This is a genomic window from Shouchella clausii (genome assembly GCF_002250115.1).
GTDB classification, from domain to species: Bacteria; Bacillota; Bacilli; order Bacillales; family Bacillaceae_D; genus Shouchella; species Shouchella clausii.
The window spans coordinates 2,070,786-2,091,550 of the sequence record NZ_CP019985.1 but is presented as its reverse complement, the minus strand read 5'-3'; the positions used below and the strand labels follow the sequence as shown (position 1 = coordinate 2,091,550).

Annotated in this window: 20 protein-coding genes; 5 read left to right on the top strand and 15 right to left on the bottom strand. The window is 44.3% G+C overall.

Annotated features, from left to right (window positions below):
* Nucleotides 1-122: 122 nt before the first annotated feature.
* Nucleotides 123-1,013 carry a helix-turn-helix domain-containing protein gene (locus BC8716_RS09995; RefSeq protein ID WP_169716005.1) on the bottom strand — a complete coding sequence of 297 codons (891 nt, stop codon included), beginning with the start codon at nt 1,011-1,013 and terminating at the stop codon, nt 123-125.
* 167 nt (nt 1,014-1,180) lie between these two features.
* Here BC8716_RS09995 and BC8716_RS09990 point away from each other — a divergent pair, with 167 nt between their 5' ends.
* On the top strand, nt 1,181-2,170 hold the full coding sequence (locus BC8716_RS09990; protein ID WP_094425319.1) for a dimethylarginine dimethylaminohydrolase family protein: 990 nt from the start codon (nt 1,181-1,183) through the stop codon (nt 2,168-2,170).
* A 93-nt stretch (nt 2,171-2,263) separates the two neighbouring features.
* Here the strand turns inward: BC8716_RS09990 and BC8716_RS09985 are convergent, their stop codons facing one another.
* The 4 genes from BC8716_RS09985 to BC8716_RS09970 all read right to left on the bottom strand — a co-directional run bounded on the left by BC8716_RS09985 (nt 2,264) and on the right by BC8716_RS09970 (nt 7,701).
* Complete coding sequence (locus tag BC8716_RS09985) at nt 2,264-3,724, bottom strand: sodium:solute symporter family protein (RefSeq protein ID WP_094425317.1); 1,461 nt, start codon at nt 3,722-3,724, stop codon at nt 2,264-2,266.
* Nucleotides 3,725-3,740: 16 nt separating this feature from the next.
* Nucleotides 3,741-4,487 carry an SDR family NAD(P)-dependent oxidoreductase gene (locus BC8716_RS09980; protein ID WP_094425316.1) on the bottom strand — a complete coding sequence of 249 codons (747 nt, stop codon included), beginning with the start codon at nt 4,485-4,487 and terminating at the stop codon, nt 3,741-3,743.
* On the bottom strand, nt 4,484-6,238 hold the full coding sequence (locus BC8716_RS09975; RefSeq protein WP_094425314.1) for a methyl-accepting chemotaxis protein: 1,755 nt from the start codon (nt 6,236-6,238) through the stop codon (nt 4,484-4,486). Before BC8716_RS09975 ends, BC8716_RS09980 begins: the two co-directional genes overlap by 4 nt.
* Nucleotides 6,239-6,504: 266 nt before the next feature.
* A complete protein-coding gene (locus BC8716_RS09970) occupies nt 6,505-7,701 on the bottom strand; it encodes an erythromycin esterase family protein (protein ID WP_094425312.1) in 1,197 nt (398 codons plus the stop codon).
* 224 nt (nt 7,702-7,925) lie between these two features.
* Here BC8716_RS09970 and BC8716_RS09965 point away from each other — a divergent pair, with 224 nt between their 5' ends.
* Both BC8716_RS09965 and BC8716_RS09960 read left to right on the top strand, forming a co-directional pair.
* A complete protein-coding gene (locus BC8716_RS09965; protein ID WP_094425310.1) occupies nt 7,926-8,423 on the top strand; it encodes a L,D-transpeptidase family protein in 498 nt (165 codons plus the stop codon).
* 85 nt (nt 8,424-8,508) lie between these two features.
* Nucleotides 8,509-9,462 carry an aminoglycoside phosphotransferase family protein gene (locus BC8716_RS09960; RefSeq protein ID WP_094425308.1) on the top strand — a complete coding sequence of 318 codons (954 nt, stop codon included), beginning with the start codon at nt 8,509-8,511 and terminating at the stop codon, nt 9,460-9,462.
* A 204-nt stretch (nt 9,463-9,666) separates the two neighbouring features.
* On the opposite strand, the gene BC8716_RS09955 is transcribed toward BC8716_RS09960, so the two are convergent.
* Genes BC8716_RS09955 through BC8716_RS09945 form a run of 3 tightly spaced genes read right to left on the bottom strand, consistent with a single transcriptional unit; the run spans nt 9,667 to nt 12,486 of the window.
* On the bottom strand, nt 9,667-9,996 hold the full coding sequence (locus BC8716_RS09955) for a hypothetical protein (protein WP_094425306.1): 330 nt from the start codon (nt 9,994-9,996) through the stop codon (nt 9,667-9,669).
* Nucleotides 9,997-10,010: 14 nt separating this feature from the next.
* A complete protein-coding gene (locus tag BC8716_RS09950) occupies nt 10,011-11,732 on the bottom strand; it encodes a DUF6792 domain-containing protein (protein ID WP_094425304.1) in 1,722 nt (573 codons plus the stop codon).
* Nucleotides 11,733-11,748: 16 nt separating this feature from the next.
* A complete protein-coding gene (locus BC8716_RS09945; RefSeq protein ID WP_094425302.1) occupies nt 11,749-12,486 on the bottom strand; it encodes a YvcA-related protein in 738 nt (245 codons plus the stop codon).
* Nucleotides 12,487-12,757: 271 nt separating this feature from the next.
* Here BC8716_RS09945 and BC8716_RS09940 point away from each other — a divergent pair, with 271 nt between their 5' ends.
* The gene (locus tag BC8716_RS09940) at nt 12,758-13,156 is read left to right on the top strand and encodes a GyrI-like domain-containing protein (RefSeq protein ID WP_094425300.1); all 399 of its coding nucleotides are present in this window, start codon (nt 12,758-12,760) and stop codon (nt 13,154-13,156) included.
* A gap of 380 nt (nt 13,157-13,536) precedes the next feature.
* Nucleotides 13,537-13,992: a hypothetical protein gene (locus tag BC8716_RS09935; RefSeq protein WP_094425298.1), complete on the top strand. Its 456-nt coding sequence runs from the start codon at nt 13,537-13,539 to the stop codon at nt 13,990-13,992.
* Between the two features lie 81 nt (nt 13,993-14,073).
* Here BC8716_RS09935 and BC8716_RS09930 read toward each other — a convergent pair whose 3' ends face one another.
* The 7 genes from BC8716_RS09930 to BC8716_RS09900 form a co-directional block, all read right to left on the bottom strand.
* Complete coding sequence (locus BC8716_RS09930) at nt 14,074-14,265, bottom strand: hypothetical protein (RefSeq protein WP_157730398.1); 192 nt, start codon at nt 14,263-14,265, stop codon at nt 14,074-14,076.
* Nucleotides 14,266-14,642: 377 nt separating this feature from the next.
* Nucleotides 14,643-15,149 (bottom strand): hypothetical protein, encoded by a 507-nt coding sequence (locus BC8716_RS09925; RefSeq protein ID WP_169715934.1) that lies wholly within the window; start codon nt 15,147-15,149, stop codon nt 14,643-14,645.
* Between the two features lie 23 nt (nt 15,150-15,172).
* The gene (locus BC8716_RS09920; protein WP_094425292.1) at nt 15,173-16,285 is read right to left on the bottom strand and encodes a DUF6792 domain-containing protein; all 1,113 of its coding nucleotides are present in this window, start codon (nt 16,283-16,285) and stop codon (nt 15,173-15,175) included.
* Between the two features lie 10 nt (nt 16,286-16,295).
* A complete protein-coding gene (locus BC8716_RS09915) occupies nt 16,296-16,958 on the bottom strand; it encodes a YvcA-related protein (RefSeq protein ID WP_257252200.1) in 663 nt (220 codons plus the stop codon).
* A gap of 333 nt (nt 16,959-17,291) precedes the next feature.
* A complete protein-coding gene (gene rbsB, locus BC8716_RS09910; protein WP_094425290.1) occupies nt 17,292-18,230 on the bottom strand; it encodes a ribose ABC transporter substrate-binding protein RbsB in 939 nt (312 codons plus the stop codon).
* A 92-nt stretch (nt 18,231-18,322) separates the two neighbouring features.
* A complete protein-coding gene (locus tag BC8716_RS09905; protein WP_406550704.1) occupies nt 18,323-19,288 on the bottom strand; it encodes an ABC transporter permease subunit in 966 nt (321 codons plus the stop codon).
* A complete protein-coding gene (locus tag BC8716_RS09900; RefSeq protein ID WP_094425286.1) occupies nt 19,254-20,753 on the bottom strand; it encodes a sugar ABC transporter ATP-binding protein in 1,500 nt (499 codons plus the stop codon). Before BC8716_RS09900 ends, BC8716_RS09905 begins: the two co-directional genes overlap by 35 nt.
* Between the last annotated feature and the right edge of the window lie 12 nt (nt 20,754-20,765).

Genomic DNA, 20,765 nt, shown 5'->3' with positions numbered 1-20,765 from the left:
AATGTATACTTTGTTTATATTGTATATATCATATATATACAAAAATCATATTTTTGTCAATGCCGATTTTTCCATACACTAAAAAGAGCCTTTGCGATTTGCAAAGGCTCTGCTCTTATTCCTTAATCTTGAAAAGACAAATTTAACGGTTCATCATACATCGTAAAATTCATCTCTATGTTTGTCGACGGCACCTTTTTGTCAACGACTTCAAAGGAGCAGCTATCGAGCCATGCTTGCCCTTTGCCAGACAACAAAAGGCCAAAGGAAATAACGGCACTGTTTTCAGGGACATCTAATACAATCGCGTAGCGGTTCCAGTTGGTCGTTCCTACAATTTTGCGGTTTGACATGTTGTCGAATTGGAGCGCATCGTTCATATTGTTATCGACTCGCATCCATAAGCCACAATAATTGGTGACATTTTTGGTTTTGACGAAACCAGAAAAGCGGACACGTTTTCCTACATAGTTTTTGGCATTGAATTGCTGCATGAGCGTTGCAAAGTCGTCCTCTTCTTGAAGGGCATACGATTTCAAATAAGCCGATACGCTGCCTTGATGAACGGTTTCGGTATCCAATCCATACTCGTATTCGGCAGGCTGACTGCCGCTTAAAAACCAGTGTTTTATCGGAGATGTTTGCAAATCCATTGTGTTCCCTCCATTTTCCTGAATGAATTGATGTGGTTGAAATCGAGTGCGATAACGGGCAGGCGGCAAGCCATATAGCCGTTTAAACGCGCGTGTAAACGCTTCTTGGCTTTCGAAGCCACAGGCAATTGCCACTTCAATAACAGGTGTGTCTGTATGCAATAATGTTTTCGCTGCAAAACAAAGGCGGCGTCGCTTTATATATTCTGACAAGCTTAGCCCGACTTCCCGTAAAAACACACGGTGGAAATGATACGGCGAATAGCCAGCCTTTTTTGCCACATCCGCAACCGAAATGGGGTCCTGTAAATGGCTCTCAATATAGGCAATGCTCGTTTGGATGCTTTCGTTGTAATCGATCGTCCTCCCCCCTCTCGCCCTTTTATCATAGCAAACCGTCTTTTCTTTTTTTTGATTCAAATTGCGCAAGCTCAGGCCATGTCTCTTCCGTTTATTTCACGTATTACTGCCTTCTCGTTTGTCGACACTAGGAGAAGATGCTTAATTATACTAAGGAGAGATGTTACTTGCCATTGCCTTCAAATCATTTGCCTGGACAACGATTGGTTGTCGATTCCTTTTATGACATAGACGCACAACAAGCGGTGTGGGGCGGCCTATGGGGAGCCTGCTCTCCAGTTGGTCCCATTCAAAAAGTGCTGATTCACCGTCCTGGTAACGAATTGCGACAACTAGACAACAAAAGTTATGAAACGTATATAGACGACCAAATTTTACATGACAACCAAGATGTCATTGGCAACGATTTGACTGGGACAGACCCGATTGATGTGGCGCTATTGCATCGCCAACATGATCAGCTGCGCCAAGCTTTGCTGGATAGCGGTGCAGAAGTCATAGACTTGGATTTTGTTTCACCAAATCACCCGAAGTCAGTCTATATTCATGATTTAGGCCTTGTTGTTCCTGGTGGCGTCATCTTGGCAAGGCTCGCTTTAGGCATCCGCCAAGGCGAAGAACAAGCGGCTTACCGTACTTTTGCCAAATTAGGCATGCCAGTCTTGGCCACGATTCAAGGCAACGGATTTATGGAAGGCGGCAGCTTTACCATGCTAGATGAACGATCTGCTGTCGTTGGCCGTTCGGTCCGCGTTAACCAAGCAGGCATTGACCAGCTCCGCACCATTTTAGCATGGCAAGAAATGGAGTTGATGGTCGTCGACTTGCCTGCTGACCGCATCCACTTAGATGAGCTGTTTATGCTTGTCGATACAAAGACCGCTCTAGTCGAGCCAAAGCGGCTTCCTTATTGGTTTTTGAAAGAACTAAGGTCAAGGGGCTATCGCCTGATCTATACAGACGCCGATGATCCAGACCGTGCCGCCAACTGTCTCACCTTAGCGCCTGGCCATGTCTTGATTGCTTCTGAATATCCAGGCACGATCAAACAGCTACAACAGGCAGGCATTCGCACAAAGACGATTGACACGACGGAAATCCGCAAAATTGGCGGCGGCATCCATTGTGCAGCGCTGCCTTTAGTCAGAGGGCAGTAGCAGAGTGGAGAGACAACATAAATAGGAAAAAAGCTTGTTGCCAAAAAAGCAACAAGCCTTCTATTGATGACAGTGTGTAGGGCGCCATTACCGCTACTCATCTGCCGTCGGTATCTTTTCAAGTTCATGCATGTTCCGCACTTCAGGTGTTGCTGGGGAAATCAAACTTGTGATAACGATCGTCAAGCCTGAAATTACCACACCGAAAAAGACCGGCAAATGCCACAGTTCCACTAACAGACCGAGAAATCCTGTTGATGCTACTTCAGGCCCAGGAACGCCGGTAAACGTTGTTACCGCGTAAGAAAGAAGCCCGAGCGTCACACTGGCCCAAACGGCTTTTGTGCTGACACGTCCCCAAAATGGCGCAAGGACAATCGGCCAAAACAACGTCACAAACACGACATCCCAAGCTAAATAGGCAAGATCAATGACTTTTTGGAAACCTAATGCGAGTAGAAGCCCAAGCGCCGCACTCACACAAATGGCAATCCGAGAAAACAGCAGCAACTTTTTCGGGTCAGGCTGGTCGTTGATTAAATCAAGATAAATGTTCTTCGTCCAAATACCAGCCGATGCCACATAACAAGCGGCAAGCGTTGACATGCCCATTGCCGCCAACGATGTAAGAAAGATCGCTGAAATGATTGGCGGGAAATAGCCGTCAGCAAACATAATCATGAGCATTTCTGGATTGTCGCTGTTTGGAAAGATCGTTTTAAAGGCTTCGCCTAACATGCCTGGTATCCAACTGATGCTAATGACAATCACTCCGGCAATAATCATGCTCAAGTAGGCAACGCGTGGGCTTTTGGCGCCGGCGACACGTTGGCCAAGATCTGCGGCGGGAATGTCTCCGAGGGCGAGCACCAAATAGAGCGCCCAAAACTCGACGCCGCCTTTTTCAAATAAATTGCCTACATTCCACCAGTCTGGCTGAAAGGTTAAATCGCCGTGTGTAAACAAGACCACTCCAGCAATTCCTAAAATGCCAATTAAGGCGACAACCCCTTGCACAATTTCCGTATAAGCAACCGCCCATAGACCGCCAATGGCTGAATAAACAACGGTTAACAGCACAAACAGACAAGCGGCCGGGATAAAATCGATCGCAAAAATCGTTTGAATGACATATGTTCCGCCAACGGTCAGTGCGCCTGCATTAAAAAAGCCAAATGCAACGGCCATAACGGAGCCTGTATAGGCGCCAAGTTTTTTGCTGGCAAACCGCAAACCATAATAGTCTGCAATCGTCCAGCCGCGCAAGCGCCTGAGCGGCCTTGTCCAAATAAGGGCACCAAGAATCATGCATGTCCCTAAACCGGCCATTGTCGCGGTTCCCTCGAAGCCGCCGCTTGTGTAGCCAGAGCCGACTGCGGCAAAAAAGAATGGGGCAGCGAGCAAAGCAGCGACTAAGCTGCCGGTTACGACATAAAGGGGCATACTCCAACCAGCGACGATTAAATCCTCTGCTGTTTGCACACGTTGGTAACCTTTATAGCCCATATAGTAAATAAAAATTAAGTAAATGAGAAAAATGATTATTCCTTCCATTGCGTGTCCTCTCCTATCATGGCATGACAGCCCCACCGTTTGGCCCAAGTATTTGCCCCGTGTAAAAATTGGCGTCATCAGAAGCTAAAAACAGCACACTTTTGGCAATTTCCTCTGGTTTAGCAAGTCGTTTTAATGGGTATTTTTGCGCTTCCTCTTCTGCATAATCGTCGCCAAACGAAGAAAGAATATCGGTCCATGTGCCGCCAGGGGCCACAGCATTGACTAACACATGAGGAGCCAATTCACGTGCTAATGATTTCGTAAAAGCGTTAATCGCTCCCTTTGCCGCTGAATAATGGGAGAAGTTCTCACAACCTAGATGGCCTAAATCAGAGGAAATGTTCATGATCTTTCCAGCTTTCGCTTCCGTCATCCGTTTTGCGGCTTCGCGGCAATTGTAAAAGGTCCCATACAGATGGACGCGGATCATTCGGTCCCAGCCTTCATCCGTCATATCTATGATAGGCGCCTCTTCCGCAATCCCTGCATTGTTGACAAGGATGTCGATTTTGCCAAATTCCCGATCAACGAGGGCATACATATCTCTCACTTGCTGGGGATCACTGACATCGGCGTGCCACTTGATCGCGCGTACGCCATAGGAAGCGGCGATCGCTCGCACTTCTTCTGCTTCCTCCGGATCGCCAATAAAATTAACGAGCACGTCCGCACCAGCTTTAGCGAGCTCCAACGCCACAGCCCGGCCAATGCCTTTGCTCGCTCCTGTGACAACAGCTGTTTTGCCTTTTATGCCGTTCATTCCAACACATCCTTTTGCTGCTCAAGCTTAAATTGGTTCATCGATTCTTGCAGTTGCTCCGCCATCTGTGTAAGTGAATCAGAACTTGCGGCGATTTCCTTCATCGCAGCGAGCTGTTCCTTAGAAACGGTCGTAACATTGTCTGTTCGGTTGGTCGTTTCTTCGGCAAATCCGGTTAATTCTTGGACAGAGGCGGCAACCTCCTCTGAATTAGCCGATAATTGTTCCGATACAGAAGACACTTCCTCTACTTGGGCCGCGACTTGTTCGGCAGCTCCTAAAATCCGCTGGAATACCTTTCCTGCTTCATTAACGCTGGTAAGCCCTTCTTCCGCATCTTTTGTCCCCGTAGCCATCGATTCAACAGAACGCTCAGTGACCGTCTGAATTTCGGCGATAATATCAGTAATTTGTTTGGCAGAGGCTGCTGATTGTTCAGCCAACTTGCCGACTTCTCCTGCCACGACTGCAAAGCCACGGCCATTCTCGCCTGCCCTCGCAGCTTCAATCGACGCATTCAGTGCAAGCAAATTCGTTTGGTTGGCGATGTTCGTAATAAGCTCAACAATTTTTCCGATTTCACTAGACCGTTCGCCAAGTTCTTGCACTTCTTTTCCTGCTTGATTAACCGACTCGCTGACAGATTGCATTTGCTGCACAACATTTTGGATAATGTCATTGCCTTGGCTCGCTTCTGCCGCTGTCTTTTGGGCAGACTCGGCAACGACTGCTGACGATTGGGCGATACGCTGAATCCCTTGGGCGTTTTCTTCCGTCGCCTTCGCCGTATCCTCTGCTGCTTGCTGGGAAACTCGTGCGCCTTCTGCCATGTCACCCATTACGGCGACCACTTCATTTGCAGCTTGCTCTGTTTGGTTCGAAGCGGCTGCCACTTGTTGCGATGACGCTGCTACTTGCTCAGACGCATAGGCCATATTTTGGATCAGCCCACGCAAACTTTGCACCATTTGGTTTAACGCATTAGCCATTTGCCCTACTTCATCTTTGCTGCGTACCGCTAAAGATGGAACAGCTAAGTCTCCGTCAGCAACTTTATTTGTCACTTGAACGACTTGTTTCAATGGCTTCAAGAGGCCATTTACGACAAAATAAACGAAACAGGCAACGATGAGCGTTCCAATGATTGCTGTCAACCATTGGCTAAGTTGCAGCTCGCCGAGAATGCTGTCAATGTACTCCGCCGAGTAATCGATGCCAATGACAGCAACCGTTTCGCCATGTTCGTTTTCAATTGGGCTAAAGACGGTGCTCCACGTACCGAAGTCATCTTCAAAGACATCGGTGACGACAGGTTCCCCTGATTCGATCGCTTGATGCCCGCCTTCAATATGAATCGCTGCCAAGTTATCGAACGATTCGCCAACGTTATAAACGTCCTCTAAATTTTTCGTAAAGCCGAGTGGGATCACGCTGTCCCCTTCCATTTGCCAAATGTAACTCCAGTACATAATGCCTTGCTTTTCCATAATCGTCTCTAGCTGGTTTTGCAAGTGGACAAATGCTTCATCCGTCTCATCGGTAACGCCCATAACCGCCTCTACGTCACTCGGATCAAGCGAAGATGCTGTTAACAGGCCAACACTTCTCAATTCACGCTCCAAGTCGCGGTGCAACTGATCGCTTAACGTACTTTGGCTCATCCACGTCAGAATCACAAAGCAAATTATGACTAAAGCGACAATCGGGATCGCTAATTTGTGCCGTAAAGACAGCCGAGAAATCCTTTCCATTTCCTGTTCCCTCCTAAGTTGTTAAAATTGGCTAGCTACAACGCCAATAAATGGCTCGTTCTCTTTTCTTATCGGACGGGAAAAGGCAGAAATGAATCGAATGACTTAAGAATTTAGTACTACGTCAACATTGCTTCCGTCGCTTGTTTTTACATGATGATAAAACAAGAACATGCGCAAAACGAGCAGCCACAGCAAAATAAAAACCAGCGTTCTATCAACGCTGGCAAAAGAAAAACAGCTTCTTTAACAGATGAAAGCAAGCTTTAGTCCTGATCCTCCCAATAGTTTGGCGGATTTACATGCTTAACAAAAAAAATCGCATCATAAAACTTGTATGGCTTGATAACGAGCGGGGCCATCCCTAGCCATTTCATTTCAAGCAGCCACCAGTTTTGTTTGTACCAAGGACGTTTTTTGCCGATTGCATTAACATTCACTGGCAAAAACAGCGCGTCGCGATTAAATTCCATTAGCAGTTTTTCAAGATGGTATTTATTTTTGATAGAAATGTCGTATGGTTGCTTGTAAGGGGACAAACATGTACCGCTACCCGCATAAAAGCCGATTGAAAGAAGAACATGAGAATATTGTTTCGCAAGCAAATGCCCTACCATCTTTATTCCCAATCCTTTTAATAAAAGAGATCGGTTTTTGCGAATATGATAGTTGTGTGACCAAACAATGATTTTCTCGCCTTTATAGTAGTCAAGCAACCACATAAGGTTTTCATACATAAACACATCTCTCAAGCTTCCTGAACGAAAACGTCCTTTTAAGTTAACGAGCAACCACTGCTTTCGGTTCACGATTCCCCGATAAATTAATTGCAGCCTTTTAGAGTACACTCCTGTTTGCATCTCTGTCTCCATTAACGAGATCACCTCTTCGTACCCCTCGACCAATTGTTTCAGCTGATTCTTCGTGTCTTTCGCCAACTTGACCTCATTTCTTATTTGTGCAACCAATTCAAAAAATGTCGCTTCGACGTCTTCTAGTTTATTGGCTACATGTCCGCCCATTTCTTGTTCCACACACGAGAGGATACGCTTCGAACAGTCGTTACTAACCGGCTGCACGTCCATTCCCGCAATCGTCAAACCCTTTAAACACTCATTCGTAAAAAGCGTAGTCATTTCCTCATTATGATAAATCCCCAATAATCCGTTTTCCATTGCATATTCAAGGTTTCGATTTCCAAAAAATTCAGTTGTGCTCGCTTCGACAAGACCACTTTCAAGTATAAGCACACGAAAGCCATGCTTCTCATGTAAATATTGAACGAGCTTTATTTTATTTGTATAATATTCGCTCACCCAATGTGAATTTTCACCGAGTAATACGATCTGCTTCCCTTTTATAAACCGATCTAACTGCTTCCATTCTCCTTCGTCCAAAGGGATGATTTGCTCATTGATTTGTTCTTTCCATTTCAGGCGTTTATCTGCAAATTTTTCAAACATGTAAACCCCTTTCCGAGCGTGTCGTTAGCAATAACAGGCCACCCATCTAATTGTATTGCTTGAGAAGTTTCAGTACACTTTCTTCCTTCAACTATGAGGGAACAACGATTAAACCGCTGTTTGCTTTCTCGATTTTCAAGTGCCAAAACAGCAGCATGCAAGAGGACAAGATTGAAAGCGTACACTCATAGAGAGGCAACATAAAACCGATTGGAGGATAAGCAATGTATTTCCATAGCGTCCAGCAAGGCGAAACGTTATCGTCCATTGCCGCTGACTATCGAATTTCTTTGCCCCATCTTATTCAAGCCAATCCAACGATCAACCCGAATCAACTATTCATTGGCCAATCGATTATCATACCTGGCCTTCCCAATCCCAACACGATCCCTTATGAAATTCATGTCTCCCTTTCCCAGCATCAGTTGACCTTGCTCCACAATGGCTCTGTTGTAAAAATCTATCCCATTGCTGTCGGAAAAATGCTGACGCAAACGCCAACTGGAAATTTTGTCATTATTAACAAAGCGCCCAACCCCGGAGGGCCATTCGGAACAATGTGGATGTCGCTTTCCAAACAACATTATGGCATCCATGGCACAAATGATCCGGCTTCAATTGGCCAGTCTGTCTCCCATGGCTGTATTCGCATGCACAATGAAGATGTCGAAGAACTCGCCGCTACTGTCCCAATCGGAACGAGAGTGCGAATTGAACCGTAGGCATTCAGCGCCGCTGGCCTTGCCACAACGAGACACTTCCTTTTATGATGAACAGAGAAAGTCAAATCGTGACAAGGAGTGCCAAATGGACAGCTTAAAACGATTATTGCATGACCATTACGACTTACATGCACAAACGATTTCTCCGCAAAAGGGCGGCTGGGCAGCACTTGCGTATCGAGTCGAAACAAAGGAACGTACGTATTTCTTGAAAATGTACGAAAAGAGCAGAACATCCACGCCAAAATGGACAGCACTCATTGATGAATACGTGCCCACCCTCATTTGGCTAAACGAACAAAACGATTTAAACGGCAAAGTGCCAGTGCCGATCCTTACCAAAAATGGCCAATGCAAATGCGAAGACGATAATGGCATTTTTCTACTTTATGAGCACATCGAAGGCGAAACAATCGGTCCGCAACAACTAACAAACGACCAAGTTGAGCAATTGGCTACAATCATCGCAGCGCTTCACGCCATCGGGGAAACAGCGCCTATTGCGACTGCACAGCTAAAGGAAGACTTCTCATTGCCTTTTGCCGTCTCCTTATACAAACTGCTGACAGAGCAACTACCGACGTTGCCTGATGACATTCAAACAACCATTGCGCTTTTTTCACAACCACTTCTGTCACTAATTGAGTCAACCGATAAACGGGCAAACACGCTTAAACAGCGGCCGCTCCGCTATGCGTTATGTCACACCGACTTGCACCATTGGAATCTAATGACGTCACAAGGAGACCTGGTTTTAATTGACTGGGAAGGATTGAAGCTCGCGCCAGTAGAAGCCGACATGATGTTTATCGTCGATGAATGTTACAACAATGCGTTTATGAATCACTATCGCAAGCGCCATCCCAACTATGTCATTGACCAAGAATGTTTGGCCTTTTATCAAGGCAGACGGAAGCTCGAAGATATTTGGGAATTTCTTGAACAACTGCTGTTTGACGAACAAAAGCCAACAGAGCGGGCAGCTATATTAGAGGGATTGGAAAAAGAATTGGAAGCTGTGGCAAAGGCCTGCCTGTGATAGACTGCACCTTGTTAGGGTAGGCTTTTTGTCTTTGGAGCAGTGGACTCGGACAAACGAATGAGCCTATAGGGAATAGACGTACCGAGGAAATGGCAAAACGATTCTTCTTATGCGTCTTCCGAGACGAAAGCGGCTAACTTTATAGAAGAATGCACTTAAACTAGATGCCCCAACAAGCCAACAGCTATTTAAAGCAAATCGCTAATCCTTAGGAACTTCTGCATACGTAATCGTAAACGGCTGCGTTTTCGCATGATCGATTACGTCTTCAAACTTCCAATGAAAGCGAATCAATTCATCAACCGCCGTTTGCAGCCGTTCCTGTCCTTTTACCGCCTCAGACTCCAACGCTTCAATCGACGCCAAGATGATTTCCCCTTTGCTCGAGTCAAGAATGCCTTTCACTTCCTGCTTCAATTCACCAAGCATGTCCATTTTCGTTTGCAACAATTCCACCACGAGGTTTCGTTTCTCGTCGTGTGTTCGTGCCTGTTCAAGCGTATATGTTCCACTAAAACCAAATGTATTCATCGATCCCACTTCCCTTATCCTGATAAATAAGCAAACATGCCGGCCACATTGTGTTCGACATCAAACATCTCTTCCACTGCTTGGCGCATCGCCTCCGCTTTCTCTCCGATTGACTCCCGGTTTTGCTTGACCAACCAAGCAACGCCTTCAAGTGGCGCGCCTTCAAGCGGCAAAAACGATTCACGAAAACGCAAATTGGTGATGAGCCCGCCATAGGAACTAGGCAACAAATGCTGGTAAGCGCGGTAGTTGCTCTCCATAACGCTCATTTTGGCAGCCAGTTGTTTCTTCTTATGATTGTAAAAGTCCATGTACTCATGCTCAACCACTGCCAAATAGCGCTCCAGCAGTGTATCTTGTTGATCAAGAACCTTTTTTACAGCTTCATACGCGTCTAACGTTTTGCTCAAATTCAGCTTAATTTCGTCCCCACCAGCAGAACCTTCCAAATACAAATCGCCATTTTGATAAGACTTGCCTTCAGCGATTTCATTCATGAGCGCTTCAAGGCTATGATGCTCGTCCGCCGCTTTCGCGATTCCGTCAAACAGTTTATTGATCGTTGCGATCCGATCCTCCATCGACAACTTATACAATAATCCAGCAAACAGGCCATCTTCTAGCATCCGGCTAATCGACAGGCCTTCTCCTTCATGAATCCGCTCATAGATCGCCTCTACTTCCGTCAATATTAGCTGCAAATGCCATTTCAGCTGCCGGGCATCTTCCTCAGACAAATACCCCGCTTCCCCCAACTCATCGACGAGTACAGCAACCGTCGTTTTCATCGCTCCAATATCAAGCGGCTCAGCGTTTGGGTGGTCTTTGTAATAAGCCAATGCATCACCAAACGCCTCTTCCATAACACCGGCAACCCCTTCCTCCCCATAAACATTGCCATACGGGGCTAGAAAATGAAGCAACGCCTGCAACTCTTCTTGAGGAATCGCTTCCACAGCTTCGACAAATCCTTTGTTCTCATGGTCCGTACGGTACGTTGCCACATTGCCCACAACAAACATCCCTGGAAAGGAATCAAGCGCATACAAAAAATCACTCTTGGAGCGGGTTTGATGGATATTAGCCCCTTTGTCTTTGTAATATTCCTGGGCAAACGCTTCGAGTTCTGCGGCGGGGATGGAGTGGACAGATTCAGTATTTAATCGTGAGAGGTTAAATTCCCTTTCTACCGCTCTTCTGAAATCATCGTCATAACGTATTTGTTGAATCGCATTAGACTGCGCACCATTAAATGTGTTTACTTCTATGAAATGGGCTTCTTTAAGTTGAATCGCAGCTACCGTATTGTGCCCTTTTGAATGGGCGAAAGCATAGATTGGGATGTCTTTATCGAGGTTATGTTTTTTTCCTACTTCCTTAAGAAAGGCTTCTGTGTCTTCTGCATATCCACCTCCTCCCGTGCCGACACCAACACCAAACAAATTGTCGATCCAATCTTCAGGTGACACACTGCCCCGGGAGATAAACACCACTTCATTCACATTATCAGGATCTTCATTGTTAGCCAAGACAAGCGCCGTCCCTTTTGCATCAGACGATGCTGAATGGGCATCCATACGTTCAATATTAATATTCGTGTTAAGGGGCCTCCCCATTTCTTCAAGGTATATTCGTTCAATCGCTTCAATGATTTCCTCATCGGTCATCTTAGGAAAACGATACTCAAGGTCTGTAATTCGTATTTGCACCATTTCGTTATCGAAAACGCTACCCATCTCCAAAACTCCTTTCCTATGAGTCAATTAGACGAATAGAATACATTAGCTTTTCCGCTATTCCTGCTTCCTCTGTAAGACTAATATTACATTCTTCTTTTCCTTGGCACATAGCTGTAAATGAGAATGAAATCGATTGATTGCTTTCTATCAAAAAAAGGTAGCCAAAATATTTCAAATAAGGGCCGTACTCATCCTCATCTTCAAAGCTCCCGTAATACATTTCCAAATCATTGACTTCCGCATACTCATACTCCCCTTCGAAATTATTTGCACGTTTAAATACATCTAAATAGCTTTGTTTTAAGTCTTCAGGATACTGATTTCGATACACGATTTTGACATCATACAATTTCTTTTCACTATGATTATTAAACGTATAAATAAGTGTTTCCACTGCATCGTTTTCAATATCATGAAGCAGATCGGAAATAATCCCATTTTCCGGAATCAGCATCTCAAAGCCATCAAGTTTTCCTCTCATTTGGTGAAAACCCGGCTCGACATCAGTAGACACTAAAAACTCTTTTGTAAATTCATCTTCAACCGCTAGAAAATCTTCGTTATTCTCCACTCCTTCGTTCTCCCCTTCCTGTTCAGCGTCATCATCTTCTGGCGTTTGTTCAGTACTGGGATCTTCCTCTGTCTCTTCTCCATTCACTTCTTCTTCTGGCTCTTGTTGGTCATTGGCTGTATTGCATCCCCCAATTAGCAACACCGTGCACAGTGCACTTATGCGAAGCCACTTTTTCACTGTCGTTTCCCCTTTCTGTCGAATCAGGGTTTCGCTTATATATGAACACAAATTATTTATCTATTTTTATATTTCTTATTGTTAGGATATAAGTGTGCCCTGTTTCCCGCAAGAGGCTCTATGTCGGTTTTTGTTATGCTACTAAAGACCTACGGACGACAAGTGACTCTATGAAAAATCGATAAACAGTGGGGAAATTTTAAAAAAGGGAAATCGGTGTGTTTAATAGAATGGAAATTTTAGACACATTTCGTCAGAAGGGAGAAAGCTGATGAAACTAACAATCATAAGCAGTGTGCGAACCAATAATTTTAATGACGATCGGTTGGTGGAAAAGATTGCAGGATTGTGGAAGGAAGCTTCAATTCATTTAAACCAAGATCAGATAATCTATGGTGTGTATCATAATTATGAGAGTGACTATAAGGGGAATTATACATTAAGCGTTGCGATAGAAGATAGCCAAGGCAATCCTTCATTGAAAATACCAAAGAACGGAAACTATGAAATTTCCCCTGTCGACACAACCGATGAACAAGATGTGGTTCACACGTGGAAAACGATTTGGGAACGAGAGGATTCACGGACATTGAAGAGGGCATACACATACGATTTTGAAAAGTATTATCCAAATGGAGACATTGAGATTTACATAGCCATTGAACATTAAGGGGGATTTGTTACGCAACAAGACGCAGATTTCAGGACGATACACATCGTTGTGCGGTTTCCATTTTACCATCACTATATTCAGGAAAGGCTTTTGGGAGGCTGCCTTAACAGCAAAACTGCTACGAACAAATATGCGACCATGGTAACGAGAAAAACCGCCATTTACATCGTCCCCTCTCTTAATGCTTATCTTAAGCATAAGTCCTGCACATAAAGGAAAGGTGAAGGAAACGTAAAGGATTTGTGAATATGTCGGATCCCAACAATAATAAGATTTAATTGCCTTTTTATGTAACCGATATAAAAAATGTATTATCTCAAAAAAGCGCCAATACAATGTTAGATTCAATCTACATTTGATAAAAGCGAGGGAAGACGATGCATATTACAAATACCACACATTCCGTTCTAACTAAAGTTTCAGCAGCAAATAAAAACGAAGTTTCTTACAAAGCAACAAGACCAATGCCAGAAACTCAAGCCACTTCATTACCTCAACAAAAGAGTGGTGCTGATTTAAAAGAGCTTACTGGAAAATATGATATCCGCCACGCAACGTTTGCCGAGTTAAACGAATTGGCATCGGCGTTGTATCAGGCAGGAGAGATTAGCTATCAAGATCTCGCTACACTTACATTTAATTACGATCAAGCAATGTCCGACCTTAGAGAACGCCAAGGCATTTCACAACCATTCCCTTATCAAGAAAACGAACGCCGCGATTGGATCGAAGTGTTTCGGGATCGGGCTGAATCAAGCAGGCAAACAGGTAACCTCCTTGGCTACCACAACCGCATGAACGTGGTGAACATTCTAGAGGGGTTGGATGCGTAACGAGATTAATAGAAGCAGATGCTGCGCATCTGCTTCCATTCGCCTGTAATTCTTTTTATATCTTCTTTGTTTCTAACTTATTCAACCGCTTTTCAATTTCAAGCTTCTACGTTTTATAAGGATCCGGCTATTTTTCACTTTTTCTACCTGTGCAAGTTCTTTTCGAATCTCTTTTAATTCCTGCTCAACGTTATCAAAACGCAAATCAAATTGATCGACTTTCTTTTCCAATTGATAGACTTTGCTAACTAAACCTGCCAGTTCCATTCTCATGCCCTTGATGTCACCGCTGATTCCTATTAAAATATCTCGTAGATCATTATAACATACGCACTTAGTTGTATAGCCAAATGCTAAAAATGAAGAGGGAACTACTATTGTTCAATACAATAAATACGACTGGAAGTGAATAGGAGCCAACTACATATAAGAAGAAAGCTTGAGAATGATCTTTCATCTGCTATCATCCTTTTTACCTCCATTCTTCCTTCTTCATCATCAATAGCTTATTTAACCATCGTTTTCTGTTCTTATTATTTAAATCTCGCTTTCATGTTCGAATTCTGTGTGAATGTCGTCCTCCTGTTTATGATAATCAGCGACAGGGTTCGCTAACGTTGCGGTATGGAAGAAAATGGCGTTATTCCCCCTTACTTAATTGATTGAGCCAATGCTTCATCAGCCGCAAACAATCCACGCAAATTTTCTTTGTAGTCAAGCACCAATTGTTCCAGCTCGCGCATATCCAACTCATACATTTCAATGATCCCGTCAATTTGTTCAATCGCGCTAGCGGGAACAGAGTCAAACTCCTTGCGGAAAGTCACGCCAGTTGGCTTGCGGATGGCATCCTTGGAATACGTATGGCCTGCTTCTTGCAAAAATGCTTGCCAATTCGCTTCTTTATTGCTCATCATGCCTTCGACCCGTTCCCGTTGTTCAAACACCCGTTCATGAAGTTCCATATTACGGTAGTGGTAAAGAAGGCCAAGAGCCTCGCGCTTTTGTTCCAGTGCCCCTTCCATGGCCTGCAACGCGTTAACAAGACTGTCTTCATCAACGAGGATGTGTGTACCTGTCCCAGGCTCAAGCCGGTACGTGACCGGTTGATGGCCAGGCTGGTCATACAATTCAATTAATGCCTGGATGCTGTGCAAGTCAAATTGCTCCTTGGCATTGATCACAGCAAGCACTTTTTCATAGCGGCTGTATTTTTTAAGGCCCATAACCCGCCGACGATATGGCCGAGTCCTACCTCCTCTTTCAGGCGCTCTTTTACAGATTCAGGCATGCCTGAAAGTGCTGCCCACGGATTGTCTTTAGCTGTGCCGATTAATTCCGAAAGCTCGGCAACCGTCATTTCCTCGCCAATGATCGTGATAAATTGCAAAAGATGATTGATATTGGCGTTATAGGCAACCCGATCTAAATCTGCATTTATGCCAAGCCCAAGGGAAACAAACGTACCAAACGTAGGAGGTCTGGAAAATACCTCCGTTAATCCAGGCCACGGCGTCCTTGGCGTAAGCACATCAGGAAATTCAGGCGTTTTCATATCGCCTAAGTAATGAATGCTTGCCCCTGGATAAAACGTATACGGAATCGATTGCGCATAAAGAGGCTCCCCTTTCACGCGTGTATGGCTAATGGTGTTCGCTTCAGCAGCATAAAAGTTGCGAGCAAGGAGAACGAGCTCTTCTTCGGGTATGTCGGAGATGTCTAATATATCTGTGGCGCTTTCTAAGTAATCAACGAAATCACTGTCTAAAGAGGCGAGTTGTCTTAAGTTAACAGGCGCATCATTTAAACCGCGTACGTCATCAAAGTTTTTTTCAATTAAGGCGACACTAACGATCAAATGGCCTCCAAGGGAATGGCCATCGCCATAGCGTGTAATTTCGTCACCATTTGTCTTTTTGGCAATATCTGATTCAACGGTCTTATAAAAACGTTGAGCGTGTCTTATTTGCGCAGTCGAGACACCCGCAACTACACCAACCATATCGTAAGCGACATCTTCAGCTGCTTCGAGGTCAACTTCAGTGCCACGAAAAATGTAGTAAACGTCGTTAATGCCTTTTTCCTCGTTGTAGTGGTGAATCGCAGCACCGTCGTTGCCGATAGGGGAGTCAATATTTTCGCCACTGCTTTTATAAATCGTAATGTCATTGTAGTCGATGGTGGTAATGTTATAAGAATCGAGCACTTGTTTAAAGGAGTCAATATCTAATTGCTTTCCGTTTTCATACTGGAGAGCGGTAATAGCATTGCGGGTGTTGTTCTCAAGTCGCATCTAAATTCACCTACTTTTGGAAGCGAATGTTTTGAATAAGTGTATCGAAAAAGCGGCTTTCTTGGTCGTTGTTGATCTCACAGGCGACTCCATCTTTGCAGGCGAGGCGGTAAGTAATGACAATAAATTCGTCAGTGTCATTGCTTTGTACTAAAGCAAAATAACGGTTGGCGAATTGGTCGTTCGGATCATACGTAACTCCCTTTTTGTCTTTTAGTGTGAAATAGGAGGAACCATAGTAAATGGTTGCTTTGTCTGTTTTAAACTCTTCATATTGGTCGTTAAACCCAAGATCCTTTAACAAAATATCCAATTGTATTTTGGAATCATGTTCTGTTACATTGTCTTCATAGAAAAGTTGAATATGTCCTCGAAACCCAGATTCATTTACATTCTTTTCATACATATTTAGAAACTCAAAATGACGCTTGCTTTCGTATTGAACTGAGTCATCCGAAAGATAATACCCCGCGGGAAACCACATGGAAAAGTTGTTTTTTTCTGATTGGAAATAATGGAAGCCTTCGTCAGTTTCGACCTCTAGGTCAAGAAAGCTACTTGTAAAATCATCTTTTAAGGCAATATCGTCTGAACCATTGAGTGCGAACGCCATGGCGACCCCTCCTCCTAATACAATCAAGACAACGATCGGAATCCATAAGCTTTTTTTCATCATCCATCCCACCTTCGCTCTCGCCATGAGGTGTTTAGTTTTATCATAGAAAAGAAGAAGGAAAAGTTCCACTAGTACCCGCAATAAATGGAAAAAAGAAGCTTTAGGCGCAGTAAAATAGTCTTCATTTTTGAGCGTGTTGTTAAAAATGGAGTCAAGGTTTAGGAAGGGAAAGCTAGCAGTGTAATGGAGGTGGATTGTGTTGAACTGCGGCATTGCAGGTGTTGTCCTCAAGACTCATCTAAATTCACCTACTTTTGGAAGAACTATAGTAAAGAGTATTCCACGCAATTAATACAAAGCTCGGCCCATATGCACCGAGCTTTCCTCCTTCTACTGTTGAATCAATTTAAGTTCGACAGGAATAAAATCATCAATCTCTTCACCGTTCAGAACAGAGAATGCTGCCTCCAACGCTTCTTCTCCAATTAGCGTTGGTTGTTGAGCAACGGTTCCTGCCAAACCTCCGCTTTCAACAGAGTTTACAGCGTCATCTGTGGCGTCAAATCCAACAACAACAATATCGTCACGACCAATAGCGGATACAGCTTCGAGTGCACCGAGCGCCATCTCGTCATTATGGGCAAACACACCAGTAATGTCGGGATTGCTTTGCAAGATGTTTTCCATCACTGCCAAGCCTTCTGCTCTATCAAAATTAGCCGTTTGTTTTGCAGCTACATGTAAATTCCCATCTGCGACGTTGTTAAATCCTTCTCCCCGTTCACGTGCCGCCGATGAGCCGGGGATGCCCTCAAGTTCAGCAACAGTCGCCCCTTCGCCAACAAGCTCAAGCAATAATTCACCAGCCATTTCACCACCCGCGATGTTATCGGATGCAATATGTGTGACAACTTCACCGCTGTCAGCTGCACGGTCAACAGTAATCACAGGGATGTCCGCTGCATTCGCTGCTTCAATAGCTGCTGCCACTGCAGAAGAATCTGTTGGGTTCACAAGAATTAAATCTACTCCCCGCTGGATTAAATCTTCCACATCATTGATTTGTTTGGCATTGTCATCTTGCGCATCGACTGAAATCATTTCCAACCCAAGTTCAGTTGCTTTCGCTTTTCCCCCTTCTTCTAAAGTGACAAAAAACGGGTTGTTCATTGTTGAAATGGAAAAGCCAACTGTGAATTCACCGTCATTTGCACCACCTTTGGAACCGTCTACTGGCTCTGATTCCTCAGAAACTGGAGATTCCATTGAACAAGCCGCCATTAGTGCAGCGATTCCGATGATTGCAACCGATAATTGTCGTTTTTTCATTGTAAATCCTCCCTCTATAAAGTTAAGCTAGCTCCTGACATAAACACCAACTGATATTGATAGGTTAAGAGCCATCCTAAAACCAAAACTCCTTAAGCTGTTTTTCTACGATCAAGCAAGACTGCAAGTAAAATGACACTGCCTTTAACCACTTGCTGAAAAAAAGAGCTGACACCAAGCAAATTCAACCCATTATTCAACACTCCTATGATTAACGCACCAATAAGCGTGCCGACAATCCACCCTTTTCCTCCTGTTAAACTCGTTCCCCCGAGCACAACCGCAGCAATCGCGTCGAGTTCGTACATCGTGCCAGCCGTTGGTTGAGCTGAATTTAGCCTCGACGTTAAAATCACACCAGCAACGGCTGCCAAAAATCCAGTCAGAGAGTATACGTAAATCTTAATTCGGTCGACTTTGATGCCTGATAGAATCGATGCTTCCTCATTGCCACCAACTGCATATACGCGACGGCCAAATGTGGTTTTCTTTAAAATCAAGTACAAGATAACAAAGCTAATCATCATCGTAATCGCCGGCATTGGAATTCCAAAAAAGTAGCCGCCTCCAAGCATTTGGAACAATGTAGAATCACCTAAGTTTGATACAGGCCTGCCATCTGTAAACATTAAGGTCGCGCCGCGGTAAATCGTCATCGTCGCCAGTGTCGCAATAAATGGTGCTACTTTTCCTTTTGCAATGATTATGCCATTTATTGCACCAAGTGCTGCTCCAACAAGCAATCCAATTAAGATCGCTAAGATCGGGTCCATCCCTGACGAAAGTAAGGTTGCAGTGACCGCTCCAGAAAAAGCAAGAATTGCACCAACTGATAAATCAATCCCACCTGTCAAAATGACAAACGTCATTCCAAATGCAATGAGCGCATTAATGGATACTTGCCGAAGGACATTGAGGAGATTCGGTGCTGATAAAAACCCTGGGTTTAAAATGCTAATAATCAATATGATAAGGAAAAGGCCGATAAATGGGCCAAGCGTCGCTGTTAATGCCTTGACTCGTTTATTGGTGAACATGTTTGTCTCCTCCCGTCGCATAGTGCATAATCGTTTCTTCTGATAACTCATTGCGGTCAAGTACTTTCATTAATTTGCCTTCAAACATCACGGCAACGCGTGTGCTCATGCCGATAATTTCCGGCAGTTCTGAAGAAACCATTATAATTGCCACACCTTGCTTGGCCAGTTCATTCATAATTGTATAGATCTCTTTTTTCGCACCTACATCAACGCCCCGAGTTGGTTCATCCAAAATGAGCACTTTCGGCTTCATACCTAGCCATTTAGCGATAACCACTTTTTGCTGGTTTCCTCCACTCAGTGATTTCGCTTTTTGGTGTGGTCCAGAGGTACGAACACCTAACTTCTTTACAAGTTCTTGATAAAGAGCCTGTTCTTTTGTAAAAGACATCATGCTTCCCGAAGAAACGGTTGCTAAGTTCGTTATGGAGAGATTGTCCCGAACTGAAAAATTAACGATAAGTCCTTTTGTTTTTCGGTCTTCTGGCACAAAGGCAATACCATTCTCAATTGCATCAACCGGTCGTTTAAATACAACTGGTTTTTGATCGATTTCAATCGTGCCACTATGCAAATGCCGATAGCCAAAAATGCTTTCCACCACTTCTGAGCGCCCCGCCCCCATCAAACCAGCAATACCAAAGATTTCACCTTCCCGCACCTCAAAGGTAACGCTTTCAAATTCATTTTTTCTACTCACATTTTTTACGGCGAGTTTTACCGCACCTGGTTCTAAATCATGATCAGGGTAGCGACCTCCAAGCTCCCGACCGACCATTAATTTGACGATCTCATCAAAACTCGTCTCGGCAATGACTTTCGTGCTCACATAGTTTCCATCACGAAGGACTGTAATACGTTGGCACAAGGAGAAGATTTCTTCCATTCGATGCGATATATAAACGAAAGTCACACCTTTCTCCTGCAAGCCACGAATAACAGTAAACAATGTATCAATTTCCCGGTCTGTTAGCGCTGCTGTTGGCTCGTCCATAATGATAATGTCTGCATTTGTCATAAGGGCTTTGGCAATTTCAATCAATTGCTGCTTTCCGACCGATAAAGCACCTGCCCGGTCCGAAGCTTTTACTTTAAGACCAAGCTCGGCCAGCTGTTGTTCAGCATATTCGTTCATTTTTTTTGTTTTAAGCCAACCCGTTTTTCCAACGGTGTATTCATTGCCAAGAAACAAATTCTCTGCAACTGACAGCTCCGGCAAAATATTGAGTTCTTGATGAATGACAGCAATTCCGTCTTTTTCCGCCTCTTTTGGGTGCGTGTAGGCAACCTCCTTCCCTTTCACACGGACAACCCCTTCATCCCTTGGATAAATGCCCGTTAAAATTTTCATAAGGGTAGACTTACCAGCACCATTCTCGCCCATTAACGCGTGAATTTCTCCTTTTTCAAGCGTGAAGGACACATTTTTCAACACGTGGTTTCCACTAAATGACTTGCTTATCTGGCTCATTTCAACAATCATAGCCACACCTCT

Bases quoted from the DNA above. Each gene is read 5' to 3' on its own strand.
- BC8716_RS09905 (WP_406550704.1), bottom strand. From the start codon at position 19,288: ATGCGACGGGAGGAGACAAACATGTTCACCAATAAACGAGTCAAGGCA.
- BC8716_RS09965 (WP_094425310.1), top strand. From the start codon at position 7,926: ATGTATTTCCATAGCGTCCAGCAAGGCGAAACGTTATCGTCCATTGCC.
- BC8716_RS09960 (WP_094425308.1), top strand. From the start codon at position 8,509: ATGGACAGCTTAAAACGATTATTGCATGACCATTACGACTTACATGCA.
- BC8716_RS09950 (WP_094425304.1), bottom strand. From the start codon at position 11,732: ATGGGTAGCGTTTTCGATAACGAAATGGTGCAAATACGAATTACAGAC.
- BC8716_RS09940 (WP_094425300.1), top strand. From the start codon at position 12,758: ATGAAACTAACAATCATAAGCAGTGTGCGAACCAATAATTTTAATGAC.
- BC8716_RS09985 (WP_094425317.1), bottom strand. From the start codon at position 3,724: ATGGAAGGAATAATCATTTTTCTCATTTACTTAATTTTTATTTACTAT.
- BC8716_RS09935 (WP_094425298.1), top strand. From the start codon at position 13,537: ATGCATATTACAAATACCACACATTCCGTTCTAACTAAAGTTTCAGCA.
- BC8716_RS09980 (WP_094425316.1), bottom strand. From the start codon at position 4,487: ATGAACGGCATAAAAGGCAAAACAGCTGTTGTCACAGGAGCGAGCAAA.
- BC8716_RS09930 (WP_157730398.1), bottom strand. From the start codon at position 14,265: ATGAGAATGGAACTGGCAGGTTTAGTTAGCAAAGTCTATCAATTGGAA.
- BC8716_RS09970 (WP_094425312.1), bottom strand. From the start codon at position 7,701: ATGTTTGAAAAATTTGCAGATAAACGCCTGAAATGGAAAGAACAAATC.
- BC8716_RS09900 (WP_094425286.1), bottom strand. From the start codon at position 20,753: ATGATTGTTGAAATGAGCCAGATAAGCAAGTCATTTAGTGGAAACCAC.
- BC8716_RS09975 (WP_094425314.1), bottom strand. From the start codon at position 6,238: ATGGAAAGGATTTCTCGGCTGTCTTTACGGCACAAATTAGCGATCCCG.
- BC8716_RS09920 (WP_094425292.1), bottom strand. From the start codon at position 16,285: ATGCGACTTGAGAACAACACCCGCAATGCTATTACCGCTCTCCAGTAT.
- BC8716_RS09915 (WP_257252200.1), bottom strand. From the start codon at position 16,958: ATGAAAAAAAGCTTATGGATTCCGATCGTTGTCTTGATTGTATTAGGA.
- BC8716_RS09955 (WP_094425306.1), bottom strand. From the start codon at position 9,996: ATGAATACATTTGGTTTTAGTGGAACATATACGCTTGAACAGGCACGA.
- rbsB (WP_094425290.1), bottom strand. From the start codon at position 18,230: ATGAAAAAACGACAATTATCGGTTGCAATCATCGGAATCGCTGCACTA.